Genomic DNA, 20,730 nt, shown 5'->3' on the forward strand with positions numbered 1-20,730 from the left:
GCCGAGAGCGCCCGCCGTGAGGGAGGCAAGTACCTATGAAGACCGTATCGACCCTGGCCATCGCCGCCGTTGCGCTGACTCTGACAACCCCGGCCCACGCCAAGCCCGGCGACCCGGTGAAAGTCAGCGACACCCTCACCATCGATCCGATCATCGAAGGCCGGCTGCGCTACGAGCACGTCGACCAGGACGACCTCAACCTTGATGCCGACGCGGTCACCATGCGCCTGCGCGCCGGCGCGGAGTTCAAGTTCGACCATCTGTCGCTGCTCGCCGAGGGCGAAGGCACGCTGGCGATCGACAACAACTACAACGCCTTCCCCTTCGCCAACCCCGCTTCCAACCAGCGGCGGCCCGGCTACTCGGTGGTACCCGACCCGCAGAACGTCGAACTCAACCGGCTGCAGCTGGCCTACAAGGTCGACGGCAGTGGCGTGACCGTGGGCCGCCAGCGGATCAATCTCGACGACCAGCGCTGGGTCGGCTCGGTGGGCTGGCGGCAGAACGAGCAGACATTCGACGCGGTGCGCGGCGAGGCGAAGCTCGGCCCGGTCATGCTCGACGCGACGTATTCGTGGAGCGACCGAACGATATTCGGCGAGGATGCCGGTCCGCGCCAGGCTTACGATGGAAGCTTCTGGTTTCTGAACGGCGGCGTGAAGGCCGGGCCGGTGCAACTGAAGGGCTTTGCATACCTGCTCGACTTCGACGACCCACTGCAGGTCGCCAATTCCAGCAAGACCTTCGGCCTGCGTGCGACGACGGTGCTGCCGCTGACGCCCAAGGTGAAGCTGGATCTCACCGGCTCCTACGCGCGCCAGTCCGACTGGAAGGCGAGCCCGCGCCGGTTCTCCGCCGACTATGCCTATGCCGAGGGCGGGGTGACGTTCTCAGGACTGCGGGCCGGTGGCGGCTGGGAGCTGCTGGGCTCCGACAATGGCTTTGCCGTGCAGACCCCGTTCGCCACGCTGCACAAGTTCAACGGTTGGGCGGACGTGTTCCTGACCACGCCGGGCCAGGGCCTGCAGGATGCCTGGGGCTCGCTGGGCTACACATTCGCGAAGGTGAAGGCGGTGCCGGGGCTGAATGCGCAAGTGACCTACCACCAGTTCGACAGCGATCAGGGCGATATCGAGTTCGGCACGGAGTGGGATGCGCAACTGGGCTTCAAGCTGGGGCAGGTGGCGATCCTGGCCAAGTACGCGAACTACCAGGCCGCCAATACGCGCACGAGCGACAAGGAGATCCTATGGCTGCAGGCTGAGTTCGCCTTGTAGGCGCGCATCTTTGCTGCACCGCAAAAACACCCTTGCTCCCAGGTAAGCGAATCGCTTACACTCGACCCAAGCGAACGAGCGCCGTCCGACGATGGACGACCAGCGCCTCGCCCACCAACTGACAGACGCGTGGCAATGAAGCCGCCCGTGATCCTCTCCAAGAAGGATCGCTGGCGGCTTTTTTCGTTGTGCGCGTGTCCGAGACGGAGACGTGACGTGAATGCACCGATGACCTTCGACACAGGAGCAGGTCCGACACCCGGGAGCCGCGAAAGGCTGGTGGTGATCGGCAACGGCATGGCCGGATGTCGCGCCGTCGAGGAAATCCTGGCCCGCGATCCGGGCCGGTTCGACGTCACCATCTTCGGCGCGGAGCCGCGGGTGAACTACAACCGCATCATGCTCTCGCCCGTGCTGGCCGGCGACAAGAGCTTCGAGGAGATCGTGATCAACGGCGCCGACTGGTACGCCGACAACGCGATCACCTTGGTTTCGGGCGACCGCGTCGACCACATCGATCGGGCGCACAAGTGTGTCGTCGCTCGCTCCGGTCGGGTCGAGCCCTACGACAAGCTGCTGATCGCCACCGGCTCCGATCCGTTCATCATTCCCATCCCCGGCCATGACCTCGACGGCGTGGTCACGTTCCGCGACTTGGACGACGTGGAGAAGATGCTCGCCGCGGCCGAGAATGGCGGCGATGCGGTGGTGATCGGCGGCGGCCTGCTCGGGCTGGAGGCGGCGCATGGGCTCAGCTTGCGCGGCATGAAGGTCACCGTCGTCCACCTGATGCCGACCTTGATGGAGCGCCAGCTCGACGAGGCGGCGGGCTACCTGCTCAAGACCGAACTCGAACGGCGCGGCCAGACCATCCTCACGGGCGCCAACACCAAGGTGATCCACGGTATCGACGGAAAGGTCGTCGGCATCGAGCTGGAGGACGGCACCAAGGTCAAGGCCGACATCGTCGTCATGGCCGCGGGCATCCGCCCCTCGACCGGGCTCGCCAAGGCGGCCGGGCTGGAGTGCGAGCGTGGCGTGCTGGTCGACGACCACATGGTCACTTCCGACCCCAGCGTGCTGGCCGTCGGCGAATGCGTGCAGCACCGCGGCCTGTGCTACGGCCTCGTCGCCCCGCTGTGGGAGATGTGCCGCGCGCTGGCCGACTACGTGACCGAAGCGCCCACCGGCTACTTGGGTTCGGTCACGTCGACCAAGCTCAAGGTCTCCGGGATCGACTTGTTCTCCGCCGGCGACTTCTCGGGCGGAGAAGGCTGCGAGGACATCGTCATGCGCGACGCCGCACGCGGCGTGTACAAGCGCGTGGTCCTGAAGGACGACAAGCTGATCGGCGCGGTGCTCTACGGCGATACCGCCGACGGCAACTGGTACTTCGACTTGCTCAAGAAGGGCGAGAGCGTTTCCGAGATCCGCGAAGGCCTTATCTTTGGCCAGGCTTTCGCTTCGGGGGGCGCCCTTGCGGACCCTAACGCCGCCGTTGCCAACCTCTCGGACGAGGCCGAGATCTGCGGGTGCAACGGCGTTTCCAAGGGCACGGTGGTGAAATCCATCCTCGACGGTGCCTGCTCGCTCGACGCGGTGCGCTCCACTTGCAAGGCCTCGGCCTCTTGCGGATCGTGCACCGGCCTCGTGGAGTCGCTGCTCGCCCTCACCATGGGCGAAGACTACGGCGGCGCGCGCGAGGTGAAGACCTTGTGCAAGTGCACCAGCTTCGGCCACGACGACGTGCGCCGCCTGATCCTGGAAAAGAGCCTGAAGGCGATCCCCCAGGTCATGCAGGAGCTGCACTGGTCGACTCCCGACGGCTGCGCCTCGTGCCGCCCGGCGCTCAACTACTACCTGCTCTGCGCCTGGCCCGGCGAGTACGTCGACGACCAGAAGAGCCGCTTCGTCAACGAGCGGATGCACGCCAACATCCAGAAGGACGGCACCTATTCGGTGGTCCCGCGCATGTGGGGCGGCCTGACCAACCCCCGTGAACTGCGCGCGATCGCCGACGTGGTGGAGAAGTTCAACGCGCCGATGGTGAAGGTGACAGGCGGCCAGCGCCTCGACATTTTCGGCATCAAGAAGGAGGACCTGCCTGCGGTCTGGGCCGATCTCAACGCCGCTGGGATGGTCTCGGGCCACGCCTACGGCAAGAGCTTGCGCACGGTGAAGACCTGCGTCGGCTCGGAGTGGTGCCGCTTCGGCACGCAGGATTCCACAGGCCTCGGCGTCAAGATCGAGCAGATGACCTGGGGCTCGTGGATGCCGCACAAGTTCAAGATCGCGGTGAGCGGCTGCCCGCGCAACTGCGCCGAGGCGACGATCAAGGACTTCGGCGTGGTCTGCGTCGACTCGGGCTACGAGCTGCACGTCGGCGGCAACGGCGGCATCAAGGTGCGCGCCACCGACTTGCTCTGCAAGGTGAGCACCGAGGAAGAGGCGATGGACGTCTGCGCCGCCTTCACCCAGCTCTACCGCGAGGAGGCGCACTATCTGGAGCGCACCGCGCCGTGGATCGAGCGGGTAGGCCTGGATTACGTCAAATCCAAGCTGCTCGATGATCCCGACGCCATCCGGCTCTACGCCGCGCGGTTCCGATACTCGCAGCAGTTCTCGCAGGACGACCCCTGGGCCAAGCGCGCCCAGGGCGAGCGCCGCGACTTGCACGCCCACATCGCGACGGTCCGCCCGATGGTCGTCACGCCCGAAATGGAGACTGTCTGATGATCGGCGATTGGCTGGATATCGGCCCCAAGACCCAGATCGAACCCGGCACCGCGCGCACTCTGCCGGTCGAGGGCGGCGAGGAGATCGCCGTCTTCCACACCATGCGCGGCGAGTTCTTCGCGCTGGTGAACGCCTGCCCGCACAAGCAAGGGCCCTTGAGCCAGGGCATCGTCCATGGCGACGTGGTGACGTGCCCGCTGCACAACTGGAACATCTCGCTGCGCAGCGGCAATGCCCTGGGCGCGGACGAGGGCTGCGTGCCGACGATCCCTCTGAAGGTCGATGCGGGGCGCATCTACTTGAAGCGCTCGGCGGTGCTCTCGCCGCGGATGGAGGAGGTGAGGGCCGCGTGAACGCGATCCGCACCACCTGCGCCTACTGCGGCGTCGGCTGCGGGATCGAGGCCAGGGTCACCGGCCCCCGCTCCGTCGCGATCAAGGGCGACGCCGAGCACCCCGCCAACCACGGCCGCCTGTGCTCCAAGGGCACGCACCTGGGCGAGACCGTCGGCCTCGAAGGCCGCTTGCTCCACCCGATGATCGGCGAGGACCGCGCCAGCTGGGACGAGGCACTGGACCTCGTCGCTGGCCGTATGCGCGACTGCATCGCCGAGCATGGGCCCGATTCGGTCGCGTTCTACGTCTCGGGCCAGCTGCTCACCGAGGACTACTACGCCGCCAACAAGCTGATGAAGGGCTTCGTCGGCTCGGCCAACATCGACACCAATTCGCGCCTGTGCATGGCGAGCGCCGTTGCCGCCCACAACCGCGCGTTCGGTGAGGACGTGGTGCCGTGCTCGTACGAGGACCTCGAGCAGGCGGACCTGATCCTGCTGGTCGGCTCCAACACCGCCTGGTGCCATCCGGTGATCTGGCAGCGGATCGAGAAGGCGCGCGAGGAGCGCGGCACCAAACTGGTGGTGATCGACCCGCGCCGCACTGAGACGGCCGAGCAGGCCGACTTGCATGTACCCGTTGCGCCCGATGGAGATGTGGCGCTGTTCAATGCACTTCTGGCAGAGATGCACGAGCGCGGGCTGGTCGATGAGGCGTATCTGGCCGAGCAGGTGGAGGTGGACGCAGAGTTCTGGACCACCCTGTCCCCCTCCCGCCTGCGGGAGGAGCTAGGGGAGGGCTTGTCCCCCGCGAACCTGACGCAAACCGGCAGCGAACAAGCCCTCCCCCGACCCCTCCCGCAAGCGGCAGGGGTCGGGGGAGGTGTGCCTGCGGGCACCTTCGACCACCTCGTGGAGCTGGTCGCGTCGGCCCCCCGCACCGTCACCCTGTTCAGCCAGGGTGCCAACCAGTCGGTCTGCGGCACCGACAAGGGCAACGCGATCATCAACCTCCACCTCGCCACCGGCCGCATCAACACGCCCGGCGCGGGGCCGTTCTCGATCACCGGCCAGCCCAACGCCATGGGCGGGCGCGAGGTGGGCGGGCTGGCCAATACGCTCGCCTGCCACCTCGGCTTCTCCGAGGACGAGCGCAGCGCCGTTGCGGCGTTCTGGGACGCACCCAACATCTGCTCGGGTCCGGGCCTCAAGGCCGTCGACCTGTTCCGCGCCGTGCACTCGGGCGAGATCAAGTTCCTTTGGGTCATGGCCACCAACCCCGCGGTGTCGATGCCCGACAGCGGCTTCGTGCGCGAGGCCTTGGCCCGCTGCCCCACGGTGGTGGTCTCCGACGTGATCGCCGACACCGATACCGGCCGCTTCGCCCACGTCCGCCTGCCCGCGCTCGCCTGGGGCGAGAAGGATGGCACCGTCACCAATTCCGAGCGCCGGATCAGCCGCCAGCGAGCGCTGTTCCCGCCGCCGGGAGAGGCGCGCGCGGATTGGCGGATCGTTGCTGAAGTAGCGACGCGGCTGGGCTGGGGCGAGCACTTCGCGTGGGAGTCGCCCGCTGGCGTTTTCCGCGAATTCGCCGCCATGACGCGCCTCGGCGTCGCGCGCGGCAAGGCGCTCGACCTCACCGCACTCGCGGAGATCGACGACGCGGCCTACGAGGGGATGGCGCCGTTCCAGTGGGGCGGCGCCTATCCGCTCGCTCGCGGCTATCCCACCGCCAATGGCAAGGCGCGGCTGGTTGGCGTCACGGCGCCCGCGGTGCAGGCCGATAGCGCCTATCCCCTGCGGCTCAACACCGCGCGTTATCGCGACCAGTGGCACACGATGACGCGCACCGGCCTCTCGCCCACGCTTTCGCAGCATCGGCCCGAGGCGCTGCTCGAGGTGCACCCGCAGGATGCGCTGGCCCAAGGCTTGTCGGACGGCGGGCTCGCCCGCGTCGAGAGCCCGAGCGGCGCCGCCGTGTTCCGCGTCCGCGTCACCGCCGCCCAGCGGCTCGGCGAGATCTGCGTGCCCATGCACTGGACCGACGCGATGGCCAACGGTGCGCGCGCCAACCGCCTTCCCGGGCAGGCGGCCGATCCGGTCTCTGGCCAGCCGGGCTTCAAGAACGCGCCCGCCCGCGTCGTGCCGGTCAAGCCCGAGTGGCGCGCGTTCGTCGCCAGCCGCGACGCCATCGCACCCGCTGGCCTGCTCTACTGGAGTCGCTCGCGCGTGGCCGGCGGCTGGCTGACCGAGCTTGCCGGGGCCGGCGCGGTGGATCTCGCCGAGCTGCTGCCAGCTGGCGAGCGCGTCGAAGTGGTCGACATCGCGCGGGGCATGCGCCGGATCGCGGTGCATGCCAGCGACGGCAGCCTCGCGGCGGCGCTCTATCTCACCCGCTCGGGAGAACTGCCGCGGCGTGACTGGATCGCCGCGCAGCTCGGGGGCACCGACGCCCAACCGGCCGAGTGGCTGGCGGGCCGGCCGTCGACGCCGATGGTGGATCGCGGCGCGATCGTCTGCGTCTGCCATGGCATCGGCGAGAAGGACATCGTCACGGCCTTCACGGCAGGCGCAGCCACTGTCGCGGCGGTGGGCGTAGCGACCTGCGCCGGCACCAACTGCGGCAGCTGCCGTCCGGCGATCGCGCGGCTGCTCGACGCCTGTAACACCCGCGAGAAGGAAGCCGCCGAATGACCCATGTGGATTTCCCGCTCGGCTCCGTCTGGCTGGTCGGCGCCGGCCCTGGCGATCCCGAGCTGCTGACGCGCAAGGCCGAGCGGCTGATCGGCGCCGCCACGGTGGTGTTCTACGATGCGCTGGTCGGGCCTGAGGTGCTGGACATGGCGCGGCGCTCGGCGCGGCTGGTGCATGTCGGGAAGCGCTCGGGCCGCCATTCAAAAGATCAGAAGACGATCGACGCGCTGATCGTCGAGGCGGCGCTGGCCGCTGGCCGAGTCGTGCGGCTGAAGGGCGGCGATCCCTCGATCTTCGGCCGCGCGACCGAGGAACTGGATGCCTGCCGCGCCGCGGGTGTGCCGGTTCGGATCTGCCCGGGCGTCACCGCCGCGAGCGCGGCAGCCGCGAGCCTGGGCGCTTCGCTGACCTTGCGCGGCCTCGCGCGTAAGCTGACCTTCGTGACCGCGCATGCCCGCGCCAGTGAGCCGCTCGACCTCAATTGGACGCGGCTGGCTGACCCGGAAGCGACGCTGGCGCTCTACATGGGCAAGGCCGCGGCTGGAGAGGTATCGGCACGGCTCATGGCCGAAGGGCTTGCGGGCGACACGCCGGTGGCTCTGGTCGAGTCGGCCAGCCTGCCGGAGGAGCGCTTGTTCCTCACCCGACTCGACCTGCTGGCACTCAGCGCGAAAACGGCGCTAGGCGATGGTCCGGCGCTGCTGCTGATTGGCGAGGCGCTGCGCGCGGCGCAATCCCATCCTCTCCCCGCCGGGGAGAGGACATGGGTTCTTGAGAGCGCAGCGAACTAGCCGAAGTTGGAGAGGGTTGAGCGCCCACGCTGCCCTCTTCAAGCTGCGCTAGCTCATCTCGGACCAGGCTTCGCTATCCTCTCTCCAGCGGGGAGAGGAGCAAAATTTACCCCAGCAACTTCGTCGCAATCTTGCGCACGTCCTCGCCCATATCCTCGCGGTCGAGCGCGATCGCCAAAGTCGCCTCGACGAAGCCGAGCTTTGAGCCGCAGTCGAACCGCCGGCCCTGGAAGGTTACCGCGTGGAAGGGCTGAGTGTCGATTAGCTTGGCCATCGAATCGGTCAGCTGGATTTCCCCGCCTGCGCCCTTGTCCTGCGTGGCGAGCAGACCCATGACTTCGGGCTGGAGAATGTAGCGGCCCGAGACGATCAGGTTGGAAGGCGCCTCGTCCACCTTGGGCTTCTCGACCAGTCCCTTGACCTCGGTCAGGGCACCGCGGCTTTCGCCGGGCGCGATCACGCCGTAGCTGGAAACCTCTTCGCGCGGGACTTCCAGGACCGAAATCAGGTTGCCGCCCACTTCGTTGTAGGCCTCGATCATCTGCGCCATGCAGCCGGGCGAGCCGTACATCAGCTCGTCGGGCAGGAAGATCGCAAAGGGATCGTCGCCCACCACGGCGCGCGCGCACCACACCGCATGGCCTAGGCCCAGCGGCACCTGCTGGCGCACGGTGGTGAGATTGCCCGGCTTCATCCGCGTCGATTCGAGCGGCTCCAGCGACTTGCCGCGCCCGGTCATCGTCGCTTCGAGTTCGTAGGCGGTGTCGAAGTGCTCGACAATGGCGGTCTTGCCGCGCCCGGTGACGAATACGAATTCCTCGATCCCGGCCTCACGCGCCTCATCCACCGCGTACTGGATCAGGGGACGGTCGACGATCGGCAGCAGCTCCTTCGGGATGGCCTTCGTTGCGGGAAGAAATCGCGTGCCGAGGCCAGCGACAGGGAAGACGGCTTTCTTGACTGGCTTGCGAAACTGGTTGTCGGACATCGGCGCTTCAATCCCCCATTATGCTGCACTGCAACTTAGAGCGGCATCGTCTTAGCAACGCAATTGCTTGCAGACGATGGTTGCGATTGAGTGAACGTGCCGGGAGATCGTCCGTTTCGGAGCGGCCAACCGCACCGGAGAACGGCCCGGCTTCCCGCACCGCCGCGCTCGCTTGCTGCCCGTCGCAAACGCGCTAAAGGGCCGGGATGGACAAGATCATCATCGAAGGCGGCAAGCGCCTCTCTGGCACCATTCCCGTTTCCGGCGCCAAGAACGCAGCGCTCACGCTACTGCCCTGCGCACTGCTCACCGACGAGCCGCTGACGCTGCGCAACCTGCCGCGTCTGGCCGACATCGACGGCTTCCAGCACCTGATGAACCAGTTCGGCATCTCGACCACGATCGCCGGCTCGCGGCCGGAGGACTTCGGGCGGGTGATGACCCTGGCGGCGACCCGCATCACCAGCTCGGTCGCGCCTTATGAGCTGGTGCGCAAGATGCGCGCCTCGATCCTGGTGCTCGGGCCGATGCTGGCCCGCATGGGCGAGGCGACCGTTTCGCTGCCCGGCGGCTGCGCCATCGGCAATCGCCCGATCGACTTGCATCTGAAAGCCCTCGAGGCTTTGGGCGCGACGATCGAGATGGCAGCCGGCTACGTGCGCGCGATTGCGCCGGACGGCGGCCTGCCGGGCGGGCGCTACTCATTCCCGGTGGTCTCGGTCGGTGCGACCGAGAACGCGCTGATGGCGGCGGCGACCGCGCGCGGCAAGTCGACGCTGCACAACGCGGCTCGCGAGCCCGAGATCGTCGACTTGTGCAACCTGCTGGTCTCCATGGGCGCGCAGATCGAAAGCATCGGCTCCAGCGACATCACGATCCACGGCGTGCCCCGCCTTCACGGTGCCACCTACCGGGTCATGCCCGACCGCATCGAGGCGGGCAGTTACGCCTGCGCCGCCGCGATCACCGGTGGCGAGGTGACGCTGACGGGCACTCGCATCGAGGAGATGGATGCGACCATCCAGGCGCTGCGCAGCGCCGGCGTCCACGTCGAGCCACGCGGCGACGGCCTGCACATCGCCTCGGATGGCAAGCTGCGCGCGGTCACACTGGCGACGGCCCCGTACCCCGGCGTCGCCACCGACATGCAGGCCCAACTCATGGCCCTCTTGTGCCTGGCCGAGGGCTCCAGCGTGCTGACCGAGACGATCTTCGAGAACCGCTACATGCACGTGCCCGAGCTGAACCGCATGGGCGCGCGGATCGAGACATCGGGCCGCACCGCCATCGTTCACGGCGTGCCCAAGCTCCATGGCGCCGAGGTGATGGCTACGGACTTGCGCGCCTCGATGAGCCTGGTGATCGCCGGCCTCGCTGCCGAGGGCGAGACGCAGGTCCACCGCCTCTATCACCTCGATCGCGGTTACGAGCGGCTGGAGGAGAAGCTCTCCTTGCTTGGCGCCCAGGTCGAGCGCGTCGGCGGCGAGTAGAGTCTGTCCGCATTAAGCGGAAGCGTGGGCCGGTGCCGTCTCGACAGCACAGAGGCCAAGCCGGAACCGCTGTCTGCTCTCGCGCGTTCCCCATGGGAATTCCGAGAGGAGCAGACACATGGGTTTGATCAGGTTGGCACTCGCCGGCGGTGCCGGTTACGCTTTGTACAAGTACGCCACCCGTGAGAACACGGGCGGTGAGAGCCAGGGCCAGGCGGCGTTCGCTGGTGGGACCGGCGGCTCGACCGACAACTTCTCGCAAGTGCGCGACGCCGGCCCGCAGGAGATGGCCAACGCGCCCAAGACCTGGAACAAGGTCGACGAAGCCAGCGACGAGAGTTTCCCCGCAAGCGACCCGCCCGCAAACTACTGAAGCCCTGAGAGGATCGCCAACGAAATGGGCGGCGGGCACGTATCCGCCGCCTTTTCGTATGTGCGTACCGTAGGCAAGATGGCTGGGTTCGTCACTCCGAGGGTGGCGCTGCAATCCAGCATGCCCAAGTCACCTTTGATTACCGTGGACCTGCGGTCCTCGCCTTGACGATGGTGTAGCGGCTTCAGCCTAGCGTTCGTCCCATCGAGATGCGTGGTTCCTCGTCGAAGCCGAGCTTGCGGTAAAACGCAGCCACGGTCGCGTTGCCCGCGCGCACTTGCAGGTTCACCTTCACGCAGCCGAGGTCCGCCAGGCGACGGCATGCCTCTTCCACCAGGGCGTGGCCGATGCCGCTGCGCCGGAGCAATGGGTCACTCGCAACGGCATAGAGCCATCCACGGTGTCCATCATACCCCGCCATCACGGTGCCGATCACCGCGCCTGACGCGTCTTCGGCAACCAGCAACAGGCCATCACCCAGCGCCAGTTTGGCCGGGATCGCCGCCGCCGCACGATTGCGCGGCGGATCGCCCGGAAAGCACGCCCGCCAAAGCGCATCCACACCGGCGAAGTGCCGATCCTCGTAGCTGACCACTCTCATGCCGACACCAACCACACCCGAATCGCGCCTGCGAGGCCAGGAGGCGTGTCGGCCTCGATCCGCGCCGCATCGATCCGGGCGACGAGGGCGTTGATCGGAATGCCCTCGGCGCTCGCCCGCGCGCGCAGCATGTCCCAGAACACCGGCTCCAGGCTGATCGAGGTCTTGTGTCCGGCGATCTCGACCGAGCGCTTGACGGGCGGATGGAAGGGCACGGCCATACAGCCACGGTAGCGCGCCGGGCGGTGCGGGCAAGTCTCTGGCGGCGCACCCACGCTTCCGGCATGCTGGCCGTAATAATCGGTGCACAGGGGGCTTGCCCATGCGGTTCGGATTGTTGTTCGCCAGCACGGCGCTGGTCTTCGGCGGGGTGCCGGCTGCGGCTCAGACCTCTCCCAAGGCTGGCTTGCCGCCCGAGATCGGCAAGGCCTATGGTCAGCTCGGCAAGGCGATCACCACGCACGATGCCGCGGGGGTGAAGGAAGTCTGGGCCGAGGACTTCGTGGTCAACGCGCCCAGCAACACGATCCTCCATCGTGACGAAGTCATCGCGGCGATGGGCAGCGACCTGCTCGACTACAAGGATTTCAAGAAGACCATCGGCGCCGTCAGCGTCCAGCCAGATCTGGTGATCGTGATGGGGCATGACACCATGGTGCCGCTCAAGGGGCCTGGCGCAGGCAAGCAGGTGTTCCGGCCGTTCACCGATGTCTGGGCCAAGCGCGGCGAGCGCTGGTGGCTGGTGGCGCGGCAGGCGACGATCGCGGCGGAGGGCCCGATCGTAGTCCAACGCTGAGCTGCCCAGGGCACGTCCCTACGCCTGTAAGCGACGTTCATGTTCGACTGAGTCCCCTCCCCGGCGGGGAGGGGTCGGGGGTGGGGGAGCGATGCCGCAAGGCAGCGCGTCCACGCTGGCGTGAGTACACCTACTCGCGACCTCCTCCCTCAAGGGAGGAGGAGCAGATCGTGCAATCGAAATCGATCATGCCTAGGGATTGAGGGCGTAGAGCAGGCGGCGGCAGAGCCGCCGCCATGACGTCGGACGGGTTCGGCGGACTTGCGGGTCCGCCGCCCCGCCGGCCGATGCCGATGGCTGCCGCCGTTGGCGGCACCGGCGGCTAAGTTGCCGTTCGCTTTGCGAACGCCTGCCTTAGCCGCCTGCCATCGTCAGTACATATGCTGTCCGCCATTGATGCTCAGCGTCGACCCGGTCACGAAGCCCGCATTCTCGCTCGCCAGGAACCCGACCGCGCGGGCGATCTCGTAGGCGTTGCCGAGGCGGCCGACCGGGATCTTGGCGACGATCTTCTCCAGCACCGGCTCCGGCACCGCGGCGACCATATCAGTGTCGATATAGCCCGGCGCGATCGCGTTCACGAGCACGCCGAACTTGGCGCCTTCCTGTGCCAGCGCCTTGGTGAAGCCGTGGATGCCCGACTTCGCCGCGGCGTAGTTCACTTGGCCGTACTGGCCGGCCTGGCCGTTGATCGAGCCGATGTTGATGATCCGGCCCCAGCCGCGGTCGCGCATGCCGCCGAACGTGGCCTTGGCCATGTTGAAGCAACCGCCGAGGTTGATCCGCATGACCTCGTTCCAGTCCTCGAAGGTCATGCGGTGCAGCGTGCCGTCGCGGGTGATGCCTGCATTGTTGACGACGATGTCGATCGGCCCGACGTCCGCCTCGACCTGCTTCACGCCGGCAAGGCAGGCCTCATGGTCGCCCACGTCCCACTTGTAGGCCCGGATGCCGGACTCCTCGGTGAAGGCCTTGGCCTTCTCCTCATTGCCCGCATAGTTCGCGACGACGGTGTGGCCGCGGTCCTTGAGTGCGAGTGAAATGGCCGCACCGATGCCTCGGGTGCCGCCAGTAACGATTGCTACGCGTGCCATTAAGCTGCTGTCCTCGCCAAGCGTCCTCACTCCAACACCTTGCTACGGATAAGAGCGGGACAGCACAAGTTGCTCAAGGTGCAGAGTCCGCATGTACCGGGTTCGAAAATTGCACCCAGTGGTGCACTGCGCACGGCTCAGAAGCTGAACTGCGTACCCACGTAGACGGCCTGGCTGTCCTGCTTCCCATCGGTCAGCGGGGTCAGGCGCTCGCGTTCCTGCGAATAGCGGACGCCAGCCGTGACGTTCAGGTTGTTCGTCACACGGAAAGCACCGCCCAGGTCCACTTCGCTGCCATCGACTGCGAACGTGCGCGGCGCGCGGCCGGTGGTGGCTTTCTCTTCCAGGCTGATCCGGGGCGAGAAGCGCGAGCCGTCGCCATTGGTCCGCGACGGCGCCAGGCTGTACTTGTGCAGATCCGGCAGATCCATCGCGGTCTTTGGCGGCGCCGCCTGCTGGCTGATGTCCTGCGCGAAATTGCGATACCCGCGCGAGACGCCCAGGCTGAACCCGGTGGGCGCGATACGCAGGTGCGTGTCGCTATCGGGCTGCGGCAGGCTGCGTCCGCGGACCGTGATCGCGCGCGCCGCCTCGCCATCCACGCGTACGGCCACGGTAACCGCACGTTCGGACTGGTTGGCGATCCCGGCGGGCGTGAACGGGAAGAGCTGTCCCTTGGCGAGCGAACGAATGGCGAGCGCGCGCGACAAGCCGTGGGTCGATTCGCCAGCGGGCGCAGGCTCGATGCTGGGCCCGGCTTCGTCCTTGGCACCGAAATCGGCGGTAAACGCGAGCACGGCGCTGGGCAGCGCAAGCAGCGTCACGGCGCCCGCCAGCAGCACCGATGCGGTTCCACCCTTGCGATCGCGCCCCGTCTGCGTCTGCACCTGCCCCATCGTCCCTCTCACACGGTCCATGGCTTGCATCATTGCCAGACCGGACCTGTCGTGTTGCTGACCGCCTAGCACATCACGATCGCGAGCGACAGCATGAGGGTCGCACTTGCCGGGCAGGCGCGGCAGCGATAGAGGCGGATGCCAAGCGGACGTGCGCACCTGCGCGGCAAGCCCCACTGCAAGAACACAGGAAACTGGGAACGACGATGACAGTCCGCACCGCCTCAAAGATCGGCTCGACTCTCTCCCCGGTGCTGCGCGCCGGCCTCGGCCTTGCGCTGGTCGCAAGCCTCGGCGCGTGCGGCGGCAAGAAGGAAGTCCGCAAGGAAGTCGCACCGACTCAGGTCACCACCATCGGCGTCAACAGCTACCTGTGGCGCGCCAGCCTCGATGCGCTGTCGTTCATGCCGCTGCTGCAGACCGACAGCAACGGCGGCGTGATCGTGACCGACTGGTACTCCAACCCGAAGAACCCGGGCGAGCGCGTGAAGGTCTCGGTGACTATCCTCGACGCCGATCTGCGGGCCGACGCTCTGCGCGTTGCCGCCAGCCGCGAAGTGAACCAGGGCGGTGGCTGGGTCGCCGCGCCGATCCAGGCTGCCACAGTGCAGAAGCTGGAGGACATCATCCTCACCCGCGCCCGCGACCTGCGCCGCAACTCCGTAGGCTGAGGCTCTACCTACCTTCGTCACTCCCGCGAAAGCGGGAGCCCATCTCCTGACGTCGCGTAACCAATACCACCCGGAGATGGATTCCCGCCTTCGCGGGGTTGACGAAGCTGTGTAAGTGGCGCGCATGCCCGCTGGAGATTTTTAAGCAATGACCGAGCGGTTCGACCCCGCCACCGCCGACACGCGCTGGCAGCGTGTCTGGGACGAGCGCGCGTGCTTCGCCGCCGACGACGCCAGCCCCAAGCCTCGCTCGTACGTCCTGGAGATGTTTCCCTATCCCTCGGGGCGCATCCACATCGGGCATGTACGCAACTACACGATGGGTGATGTGCTGGCCCGCTACAAGCGGATGACCGGCCACGAAGTGCTCCACCCGATGGGCTGGGACGCCTTCGGCATGCCGGCCGAAAACGCGGCGATGGAGAAGGGCGTCCACCCGGGCGGCTGGACCCGCGAGAACATCGCCAACATGAAGGCGCAGCTGAAGCGCCTGGGTTTCGCGCTCGACTGGAGTCGCGAGCTGGCGACCTGCGAGCCCGAGTATTATGGCCACGAGCAGGCGCTGTTCCTCGACTTGTACGACGCGGGGCTGGTCTATCGAAAGGAAAGCTCGGTTAACTGGGACCCGGTCGATCAGACCGTGGTCGCAAACGAGCAGGTGATCGACGGCCGTGGCTGGCGCTCGGGCGCACTGGTCGAGAAGCGCAAGCTCAGCCAGTGGTTTCTGAAGATCACCGACTTCGCCGAGGAGCTGCTCGAAGGCGTGCAGGGCCTCGAGAACTGGCCCGACAAGGTCAAGCTGATGCAGGAGAACTGGATCGGCAAGTCGCGCGGCCTGCAGTTCCGGTTTGCGCTCACTTCCCCCCTCCCCTTCAGGGTAGGGGCCGGGGGCGGGGGCTCTCAACCTGAAGCCTCACTCGGCGGCGAGAGCCCCCACCCCAACCCCTCCTCTGAAGGGGAGGGGCTCGCAGGCACCATCGAGGTCTACTCGACTCGCCCCGACACCATCTTCGGCGCCAGCTTCGTCGCCGTCGCGGCCGAGCACCCGGTGGCGCAGGCAGTCGCTGGGGGTTCGCCCGAGGCTCAGGCGTTCATCGAACTGTGCAAGCAGGGCGGCACCACTGCGGCCGAGCTGGAAACGGCCGAGAAGCTGGGCTTCGACACCGGCCTCAAGGTGCGCCATCCGTTCACCGGCGCCGACCTGCCGGTGTGGATCGCGAACTTCGTGCTGATGGACTACGGCACCGGCGCGGTCATGGGCGTGCCCGGCCACGACCAGCGCGACTACGAGTTCTCGACCAAGTACGGATTGCCGATCGTCCGCGTGGTCGCGGCCGATCCCGCGGAGGCCGATGCGCCGTTCAAGGGTGAGGCCGAGGCCGGCGACGGCGTGCTCGTCAACTCCGACTTCCTGACCGGCATGAGCGTCGCCGATGCTAAGGCCGCCGTCATCGCCCGCGCCGAGAGCGAAGGCTGGGGCGAGGGCAAGACCGTGTGGCGCCTGCGCGACTGGGGCGTCAGCCGCCAGCGTTATTGGGGCACGCCGATCCCGTTCATCCACTGCGACGCGTGCGGCGTGGTGCCGGTCCCCAAGGACCAGCTGCCCGTCGTGCTGCCCGAGGACGTCGATTTCCAGACACCCGGCAACCCGCTGGTGCGCCATCCCACCTGGAAGCACGTCGACTGCCCGAGCTGCAAAGGCCCGGCCACGCGTGAGACCGACACGCTCGACACCTTCGTCGATTCGTCGTGGTACTTCCTGCGCTTCGCCAGCCAGCCGGCCGACAAGCCGTTCGACCCTGAGGTCATCAAGCAATGGCTGCCGGTGGAGCAGTACATCGGCGGCATCGAGCACGCGATCCTGCACTTGCTCTACGCCCGCTTCTGGACCCGCGCGCTCGCCCGGATCGGCAAGATCGAAGTCCAGGAGCCCTTCGCCAGCCTGTTCACGCAGGGCATGGTGACGCACGAGACCTACGCATCAGGCGTAAATTTCTTCGCCGCTGGCACCAGCTTTGTTCCGGAGCTCGTGGAGTTCCGCGAAGGCGTGCCTTTCTTGGTCGGCAATGACTTGGCGCTGGATGTTGAGCCGATCGAACCCGGAGCTATAAGCTTTTACGTTCCGCCGGACCGAGTTGAGAAGCGCGGCGGACAGGCCTACTTCGCTGGCACCGACTACCCGATAATTGTCGGGCGCGTCATCAAGATGTCGAAGTCGAAGAAGAACGTCGTCGACCCCGACGCGATCGTCGCCACCTACGGCGCCGACGCGATCCGCTGGTTCATGCTCTCCGACAGCCCGCCAGAGCGCGACCTGCCGTGGTCGGAAGCCGGGATCGAAGGCTGCTGGCGCTTCGTCCAGCGGCTGTGGCGCCTCTTCGCGCAGCACGACGCGAGCGCCACCGGCGAAGACAAGGTGATCGACCGCAAGCGCGATCAGACCGTCGCGCTCGTCGCCCAGGACATCGAGGCACTGTCGTTCAACAAGGCCGTCGCCCGCATCTACGAGCTGACGAGCGTGGTCGAAAAGGCCGCGCCCTCGGCCAGCCGCTCCGCCGCGATCCGCACGCTGCTGCTGCTGGTCGCGCCGATGATGCCCCACCTGGCCGAGGAAGCTTGGAGCGCGATCGGTGACGATCTGGTCTCACTCGCCCCTTGGCCGCCGGTCGACCCGGCACTGCTGGTCGAGGACGAGGTGACCATCGCCGTCCAGGTGAAGGGCAAGCTGCGCGACACGCTCACCGTGGCCAAGGGCACCTCCAAGGACCAGCTGGAGGCGCTTGCGCTCGCCAGCGACAAGGTGCAGCGTGCGCTCGACGGGGCCGAGATAAGGAAAGTCATCGTGGTGCCTGACCGCCTGGTCAACCTGGTCGCATGAGGCTCCTCGCTGCCGCCTTGTGCGCGCTTTTGCTGTCCGGATGCGGGCTGCAGCCGATGTATGCGGGCGGCGGCAACGGCACCGTCGCGCGCGGTCTGGCAGGCATCCAGATCGCCGCCATCGAAGGGCGCGCCGGCTGGCTGGTGCGCAATGCCCTGAACGACAAGCTCGCCAGTGCGAACAATGAGGCGCCGCGCTATCGGCTCGACGTGCGGCTCGACGATCAGCTCGAAGCCTTCGGCCTGCTCAGCGACGATACCGTCAGCCGCGAGCGGCGCACCTTGCGCGCCCGCTACCAGCTGGTTGATCTCAGCGACAACGCCATCCTGCTCGACGCCACCGCCGGTTCGGATGCGGGCATCGACGTGATCTCGTCCGACTACGCGACCGTGGCCGCCGAGCAGACCGCGCTGGAGAACCTTGCCAAGGACGTGGCCGACCGCATCGTCACCAACGTGGCGCTGCAGCTACGCAAGAGCCAGGCGCCGTCACGCTAAGCGTCTCGCCGAGGTGATCTGGCCATGAAGGCGACTCAGAAGGACTTCGCGAGCCTGGCGCCCAAGGCGGCGTCGTCCGCGCGCGTGTTCTTCTTCTGCGGGCCGGATGAGGCCGGCGCTGCCGATGCCGCAGCCCGGATCGTCTCGCTGCTGCCCGATCCGGGCGAGCGGATCGAGTTCTCCGGCGCCGAACTGCGCCGCGATCCCGTCCGCCTGGGGGACGAGGCTCGCTCCACCTCGTTGTTCGGCGGCACGCGCCACATCTGGATCCGCGCCGCCGGCGACGATGCGCACGATGCCGTTGCCAACCTGATCGAGGGCGACGTGGATCCCTGCCCGGTGCTGATCGTGGCCACTGGCGCCTCGGACAAGTCCCGCACGGCGAAGTTGCTGGCCGTCAGGCCCGATGCGCTGGTCGCGATGTTCCATCCGCCCGATCTCGGCTCCGTGACCGCCAGCGTGCGCAACCAGGCCGGCGCAGCAGGCTTGCGCCTCACCAGCGAACTTGCCGAGCGAATCGCCCGCGGCGCCGGTCTCGACACGCGGCTGGTCCGTTCCGAGATCGGCAAGCTGGCGCTCTATTGCGACGCCAGCCCGGGAAGCCCGCGCACCGTCACCCAGGACGATCTCGACGCAATCGGCGCGCAGACTTCGGACGACGATTTCGCGCCGATCGTCGATGCGGTGATGGGCGGAAAGCGCGAGCGGCTCGGTCCGGAGCTGGCGCGCATGCGGGCGATGCAGATCTCGCCGGTCGGCTTGCTGCTGGCGATCGAGCGCCGCGTGGCGCAACTCGCCGCATTGTCCGCCCGGATGGGGCCAGGCCAGAACCTCGCGCAGTTCCTGGACGCTGAGGCGAACGCGCGGCGAATCTTCTGGCGCGACAAGGCCGTGCTGGGCGACCAGCTCCGCGCTTGGCGAGGGCCCAGACTCGAGCGCCTGGTGCAACGCATCCTGACCCTTCACCAGACCATGCTGGGCAACAGTGCGGACAGCGAACTGCTGTTGGCTCAAGAGCTTGCGACGATCGCCCGGCTCGCCGGTTCCGAATTGGCACGCAAACGATAAGGCGGCCACACGCAAAGCATTGCGCAAGAAAAGTTACGGGATTATACCTGTTGCACTGCAGCATTGGCAGTGTCGATGTGGCCGAATGGGAAAACATGACGGCGCTGCGGGGTGAAACCGGTTCAGGGAGCCAACAGCGAATGAATGCACCGTTCGCAGTGCGCCCGCTAGCGGGCACCGAAGCCGTCGCCGAAGAACTGGTCGTCGCCCCCTCGCTCGAGCGGCGAAGACTGCAGTGCTACCTTGCGCTGATGGTCGGCGACATCGTCTCGATCTTCGCCGGCTTCGGCCTTGCAGGGTACTTGTTCTCAGGGTGGGACGGGCTGTCGGACGCGCTGGTGCAGAGCGAACTGCTGCTGCCGGTGTTCCTGACGATCGCGCTCTACAATGGCTCGTACTCGGTTGCCGCCTTGCGCGACTCGTGGATCGGCATCTTCCGCTCGCAGGCGGCCTTGCTGCTTTCGGTGGCAGCGGTGGTCTTCATCGCCTTTTTCGCCAAGGCCTCGTCCGACTTCTCACGCCTGGGCTTCAGCAGCGGCACCATCTGCACCATCTTGCTCCTGCTATGGATGCGGCTGCAGATGCGCAGCTTCACGCAAGCTCGCTGCGGGGCGAACCCGTACAACGAACTTGTGATCGACGATGGCGGACCGCGCGTCGACATCCCCGGCGCGATCCGTGTGTCGGCCAGCGCAATGGGCCTCAAGCCCAACCTCAACGATCCGCACATGCTCGATCGCATCGGCCTGGCGCTGCGCAACATCGACCGCGTGATTGTCAGCTGCCCGGCTGCGCGCCGTGCCGACTGGGCGATGATGCTGAAGGGTGCCAACGTCGACGGCGAAGTGCTCGACGACGAAGTCGCGCGACTCGGCGCGCAAGGCGCGCGCGTCCACAGCGGGCACGGGTTGCTGCTGGTCTCGGCCGGCCCGCTGGGCCTACGAGACCGCATCATCAAGCGTCTGCTCGACATGGCGTTCGCCGGCACCGCGATCCTGCTGCTCTCGCCGCTCCTGGTGGCGGTCGCCGCCGCGATCAAGCTGCAGGACCGGGGCCCCGTGTTCTTCGTGCAGCGCCGCATGGGCCGCGGCAATCGCTTCTTCAACATGTACAAGTTCCGTTCGATGACGGTGGCGCTGTGCGACAGCGAGGGCAACGTCTCGGCCTCAAAGGACGACCAACGGATCACCCGCGTGGGCAAGTTCATCCGCGGCACCTCGATCGACGAACTGCCGCAGCTGTTCAACGTGCTGCTGGGCGACATGAGCCTCGTCGGCCCTCGCCCGCACGCGATCGGCTCGCAGGCCGGCACCAAGCTTTTCTGGGAAATCGATTTGCGCTACTGGCAGCGCCACAGCCTGAAGCCGGGCCTCAGCGGTCTGGCGCAAGTGCGCGGCTTCCGCGGCGCGACGGAGAAGGAGACGGACCTGACCGACCGCCTCCAGTCCGACCTCGAGTACCTCGAGGGCTGGACGATCATGCGCGACATCAAGATCATCTTCCTGACCTTGCGCGTCCTGGTCCACGATCGGGCGTTCTGAGGCTC

The 20,730-nt window shown here is 67.2% G+C and carries 18 protein-coding genes; 13 read left to right on the forward strand and 5 right to left on the reverse strand.

The genetic code is table 11. From position 1 onward, the window contains the following. Positions 1 to 35 precede the first annotated feature (35 nt). The 5 genes from GV044_RS10485 (at position 36) to cobA (ending at position 7,832) form a co-directional block, all read left to right on the forward strand. Entirely contained in the window at positions 36 to 1,277 is a 1,242-nt protein-coding gene (locus tag GV044_RS10485; protein WP_159869156.1) for an alginate export family protein, read from the forward strand. Between the two features lie 228 nt (positions 1,278 to 1,505). After that, entirely contained in the window at positions 1,506 to 4,010 is a 2,505-nt protein-coding gene (nirB, locus tag GV044_RS10490; protein ID WP_159871242.1) for a nitrite reductase large subunit NirB, read from the forward strand. After that, positions 4,010 to 4,366: a nitrite reductase small subunit NirD gene (gene nirD / locus GV044_RS10495; protein ID WP_159869159.1), complete on the forward strand. Its 357-nt coding sequence runs from the start codon at positions 4,010 to 4,012 to the stop codon at positions 4,364 to 4,366. Before nirB ends, nirD begins: the two co-directional genes overlap by 1 nt. Continuing rightward, positions 4,363 to 7,041, forward strand: a complete 2,679-nt coding sequence (locus GV044_RS10500; RefSeq protein ID WP_159869162.1) for a nitrate reductase — start codon at positions 4,363 to 4,365, stop codon at positions 7,039 to 7,041. Before nirD ends, GV044_RS10500 begins: the two co-directional genes overlap by 4 nt. Then, entirely contained in the window at positions 7,038 to 7,832 is a 795-nt protein-coding gene (gene cobA, locus GV044_RS10505) for a uroporphyrinogen-III C-methyltransferase (RefSeq protein WP_159869165.1), read from the forward strand. Before GV044_RS10500 ends, cobA begins: the two co-directional genes overlap by 4 nt. 106 nt (positions 7,833 to 7,938) lie before the next feature. On the opposite strand, the gene galU is transcribed toward cobA, so the two are convergent. Further along, positions 7,939 to 8,820 (reverse strand): UTP--glucose-1-phosphate uridylyltransferase GalU, encoded by an 882-nt coding sequence (galU, locus tag GV044_RS10510; protein WP_159869168.1) that lies wholly within the window; start codon positions 8,818 to 8,820, stop codon positions 7,939 to 7,941. A 206-nt stretch (positions 8,821 to 9,026) separates the two neighbouring features. Here galU and murA point away from each other — a divergent pair, with 206 nt between their 5' ends. Continuing rightward, entirely contained in the window at positions 9,027 to 10,310 is a 1,284-nt protein-coding gene (gene murA / locus GV044_RS10515) for a UDP-N-acetylglucosamine 1-carboxyvinyltransferase (protein WP_159869171.1), read from the forward strand. 118 nt (positions 10,311 to 10,428) lie between these two features. Then, positions 10,429 to 10,683, forward strand: coding sequence for a hypothetical protein (locus GV044_RS10520; RefSeq protein WP_159869174.1), 255 nt, complete (start codon positions 10,429 to 10,431; stop codon positions 10,681 to 10,683). Between the two features lie 184 nt (positions 10,684 to 10,867). On the opposite strand, the gene GV044_RS10525 is transcribed toward GV044_RS10520, so the two are convergent. Together GV044_RS10525 and GV044_RS10530 are read right to left on the reverse strand one after the other, a co-directional pair. After that, positions 10,868 to 11,284 carry a GNAT family acetyltransferase gene (locus GV044_RS10525; RefSeq protein ID WP_159869177.1) on the reverse strand — a complete coding sequence of 139 codons (417 nt, stop codon included), beginning with the start codon at positions 11,282 to 11,284 and terminating at the stop codon, positions 10,868 to 10,870. Continuing rightward, positions 11,281 to 11,505, reverse strand: coding sequence for a ribbon-helix-helix domain-containing protein (locus GV044_RS10530; protein ID WP_159869180.1), 225 nt, complete (start codon positions 11,503 to 11,505; stop codon positions 11,281 to 11,283). The genes GV044_RS10525 and GV044_RS10530 overlap by 4 nt, the downstream gene beginning before the upstream one ends. Before the next feature lie 101 nt (positions 11,506 to 11,606). On the opposite strand from GV044_RS10530, the gene GV044_RS10535 reads away from it, so the two are divergent. Further along, on the forward strand, positions 11,607 to 12,080 hold the full coding sequence (locus tag GV044_RS10535; RefSeq protein WP_159869183.1) for a nuclear transport factor 2 family protein: 474 nt from the start codon (positions 11,607 to 11,609) through the stop codon (positions 12,078 to 12,080). Between the two features lie 371 nt (positions 12,081 to 12,451). On the opposite strand, the gene phbB is transcribed toward GV044_RS10535, so the two are convergent. Next, positions 12,452 to 13,174, reverse strand: coding sequence for an acetoacetyl-CoA reductase (gene phbB, locus GV044_RS10540; RefSeq protein ID WP_159869186.1), 723 nt, complete (start codon positions 13,172 to 13,174; stop codon positions 12,452 to 12,454). 137 nt (positions 13,175 to 13,311) lie between these two features. Then, positions 13,312 to 14,091 (reverse strand): hypothetical protein, encoded by a 780-nt coding sequence (locus tag GV044_RS10545; RefSeq protein WP_236554851.1) that lies wholly within the window; start codon positions 14,089 to 14,091, stop codon positions 13,312 to 13,314. A gap of 185 nt (positions 14,092 to 14,276) precedes the next feature. Here GV044_RS10545 and GV044_RS10550 point away from each other — a divergent pair, with 185 nt between their 5' ends. The 5 genes from GV044_RS10550 to GV044_RS10570 all read left to right on the forward strand — a co-directional run bounded on the left by GV044_RS10550 (position 14,277) and on the right by GV044_RS10570 (position 20,725). After that, positions 14,277 to 14,741 carry a DUF3576 domain-containing protein gene (locus GV044_RS10550; RefSeq protein WP_159869189.1) on the forward strand — a complete coding sequence of 155 codons (465 nt, stop codon included), beginning with the start codon at positions 14,277 to 14,279 and terminating at the stop codon, positions 14,739 to 14,741. Between the two features lie 148 nt (positions 14,742 to 14,889). Next, positions 14,890 to 17,619 carry a leucine--tRNA ligase gene (leuS, locus tag GV044_RS10555; RefSeq protein ID WP_159869192.1) on the forward strand — a complete coding sequence of 910 codons (2,730 nt, stop codon included), beginning with the start codon at positions 14,890 to 14,892 and terminating at the stop codon, positions 17,617 to 17,619. Further along, positions 17,616 to 18,116 (forward strand): LPS assembly lipoprotein LptE, encoded by a 501-nt coding sequence (gene lptE / locus GV044_RS10560; RefSeq protein WP_159869195.1) that lies wholly within the window; start codon positions 17,616 to 17,618, stop codon positions 18,114 to 18,116. Before leuS ends, lptE begins: the two co-directional genes overlap by 4 nt. A gap of 24 nt (positions 18,117 to 18,140) precedes the next feature. Next, positions 18,141 to 19,184 (forward strand): DNA polymerase III subunit delta, encoded by a 1,044-nt coding sequence (gene holA, locus GV044_RS10565; RefSeq protein WP_159869198.1) that lies wholly within the window; start codon positions 18,141 to 18,143, stop codon positions 19,182 to 19,184. 140 nt (positions 19,185 to 19,324) lie between these two features. Beyond that, entirely contained in the window at positions 19,325 to 20,725 is a 1,401-nt protein-coding gene (locus GV044_RS10570) for a sugar transferase (RefSeq protein WP_159869201.1), read from the forward strand. The last annotated feature ends 5 nt before the right edge of the window (positions 20,726 to 20,730 follow it).

It is taken from the genome of Novosphingobium sp. 9U, assembly GCF_902506425.1.
Lineage (GTDB): Bacteria > Pseudomonadota > Alphaproteobacteria > Sphingomonadales > Sphingomonadaceae > Novosphingobium.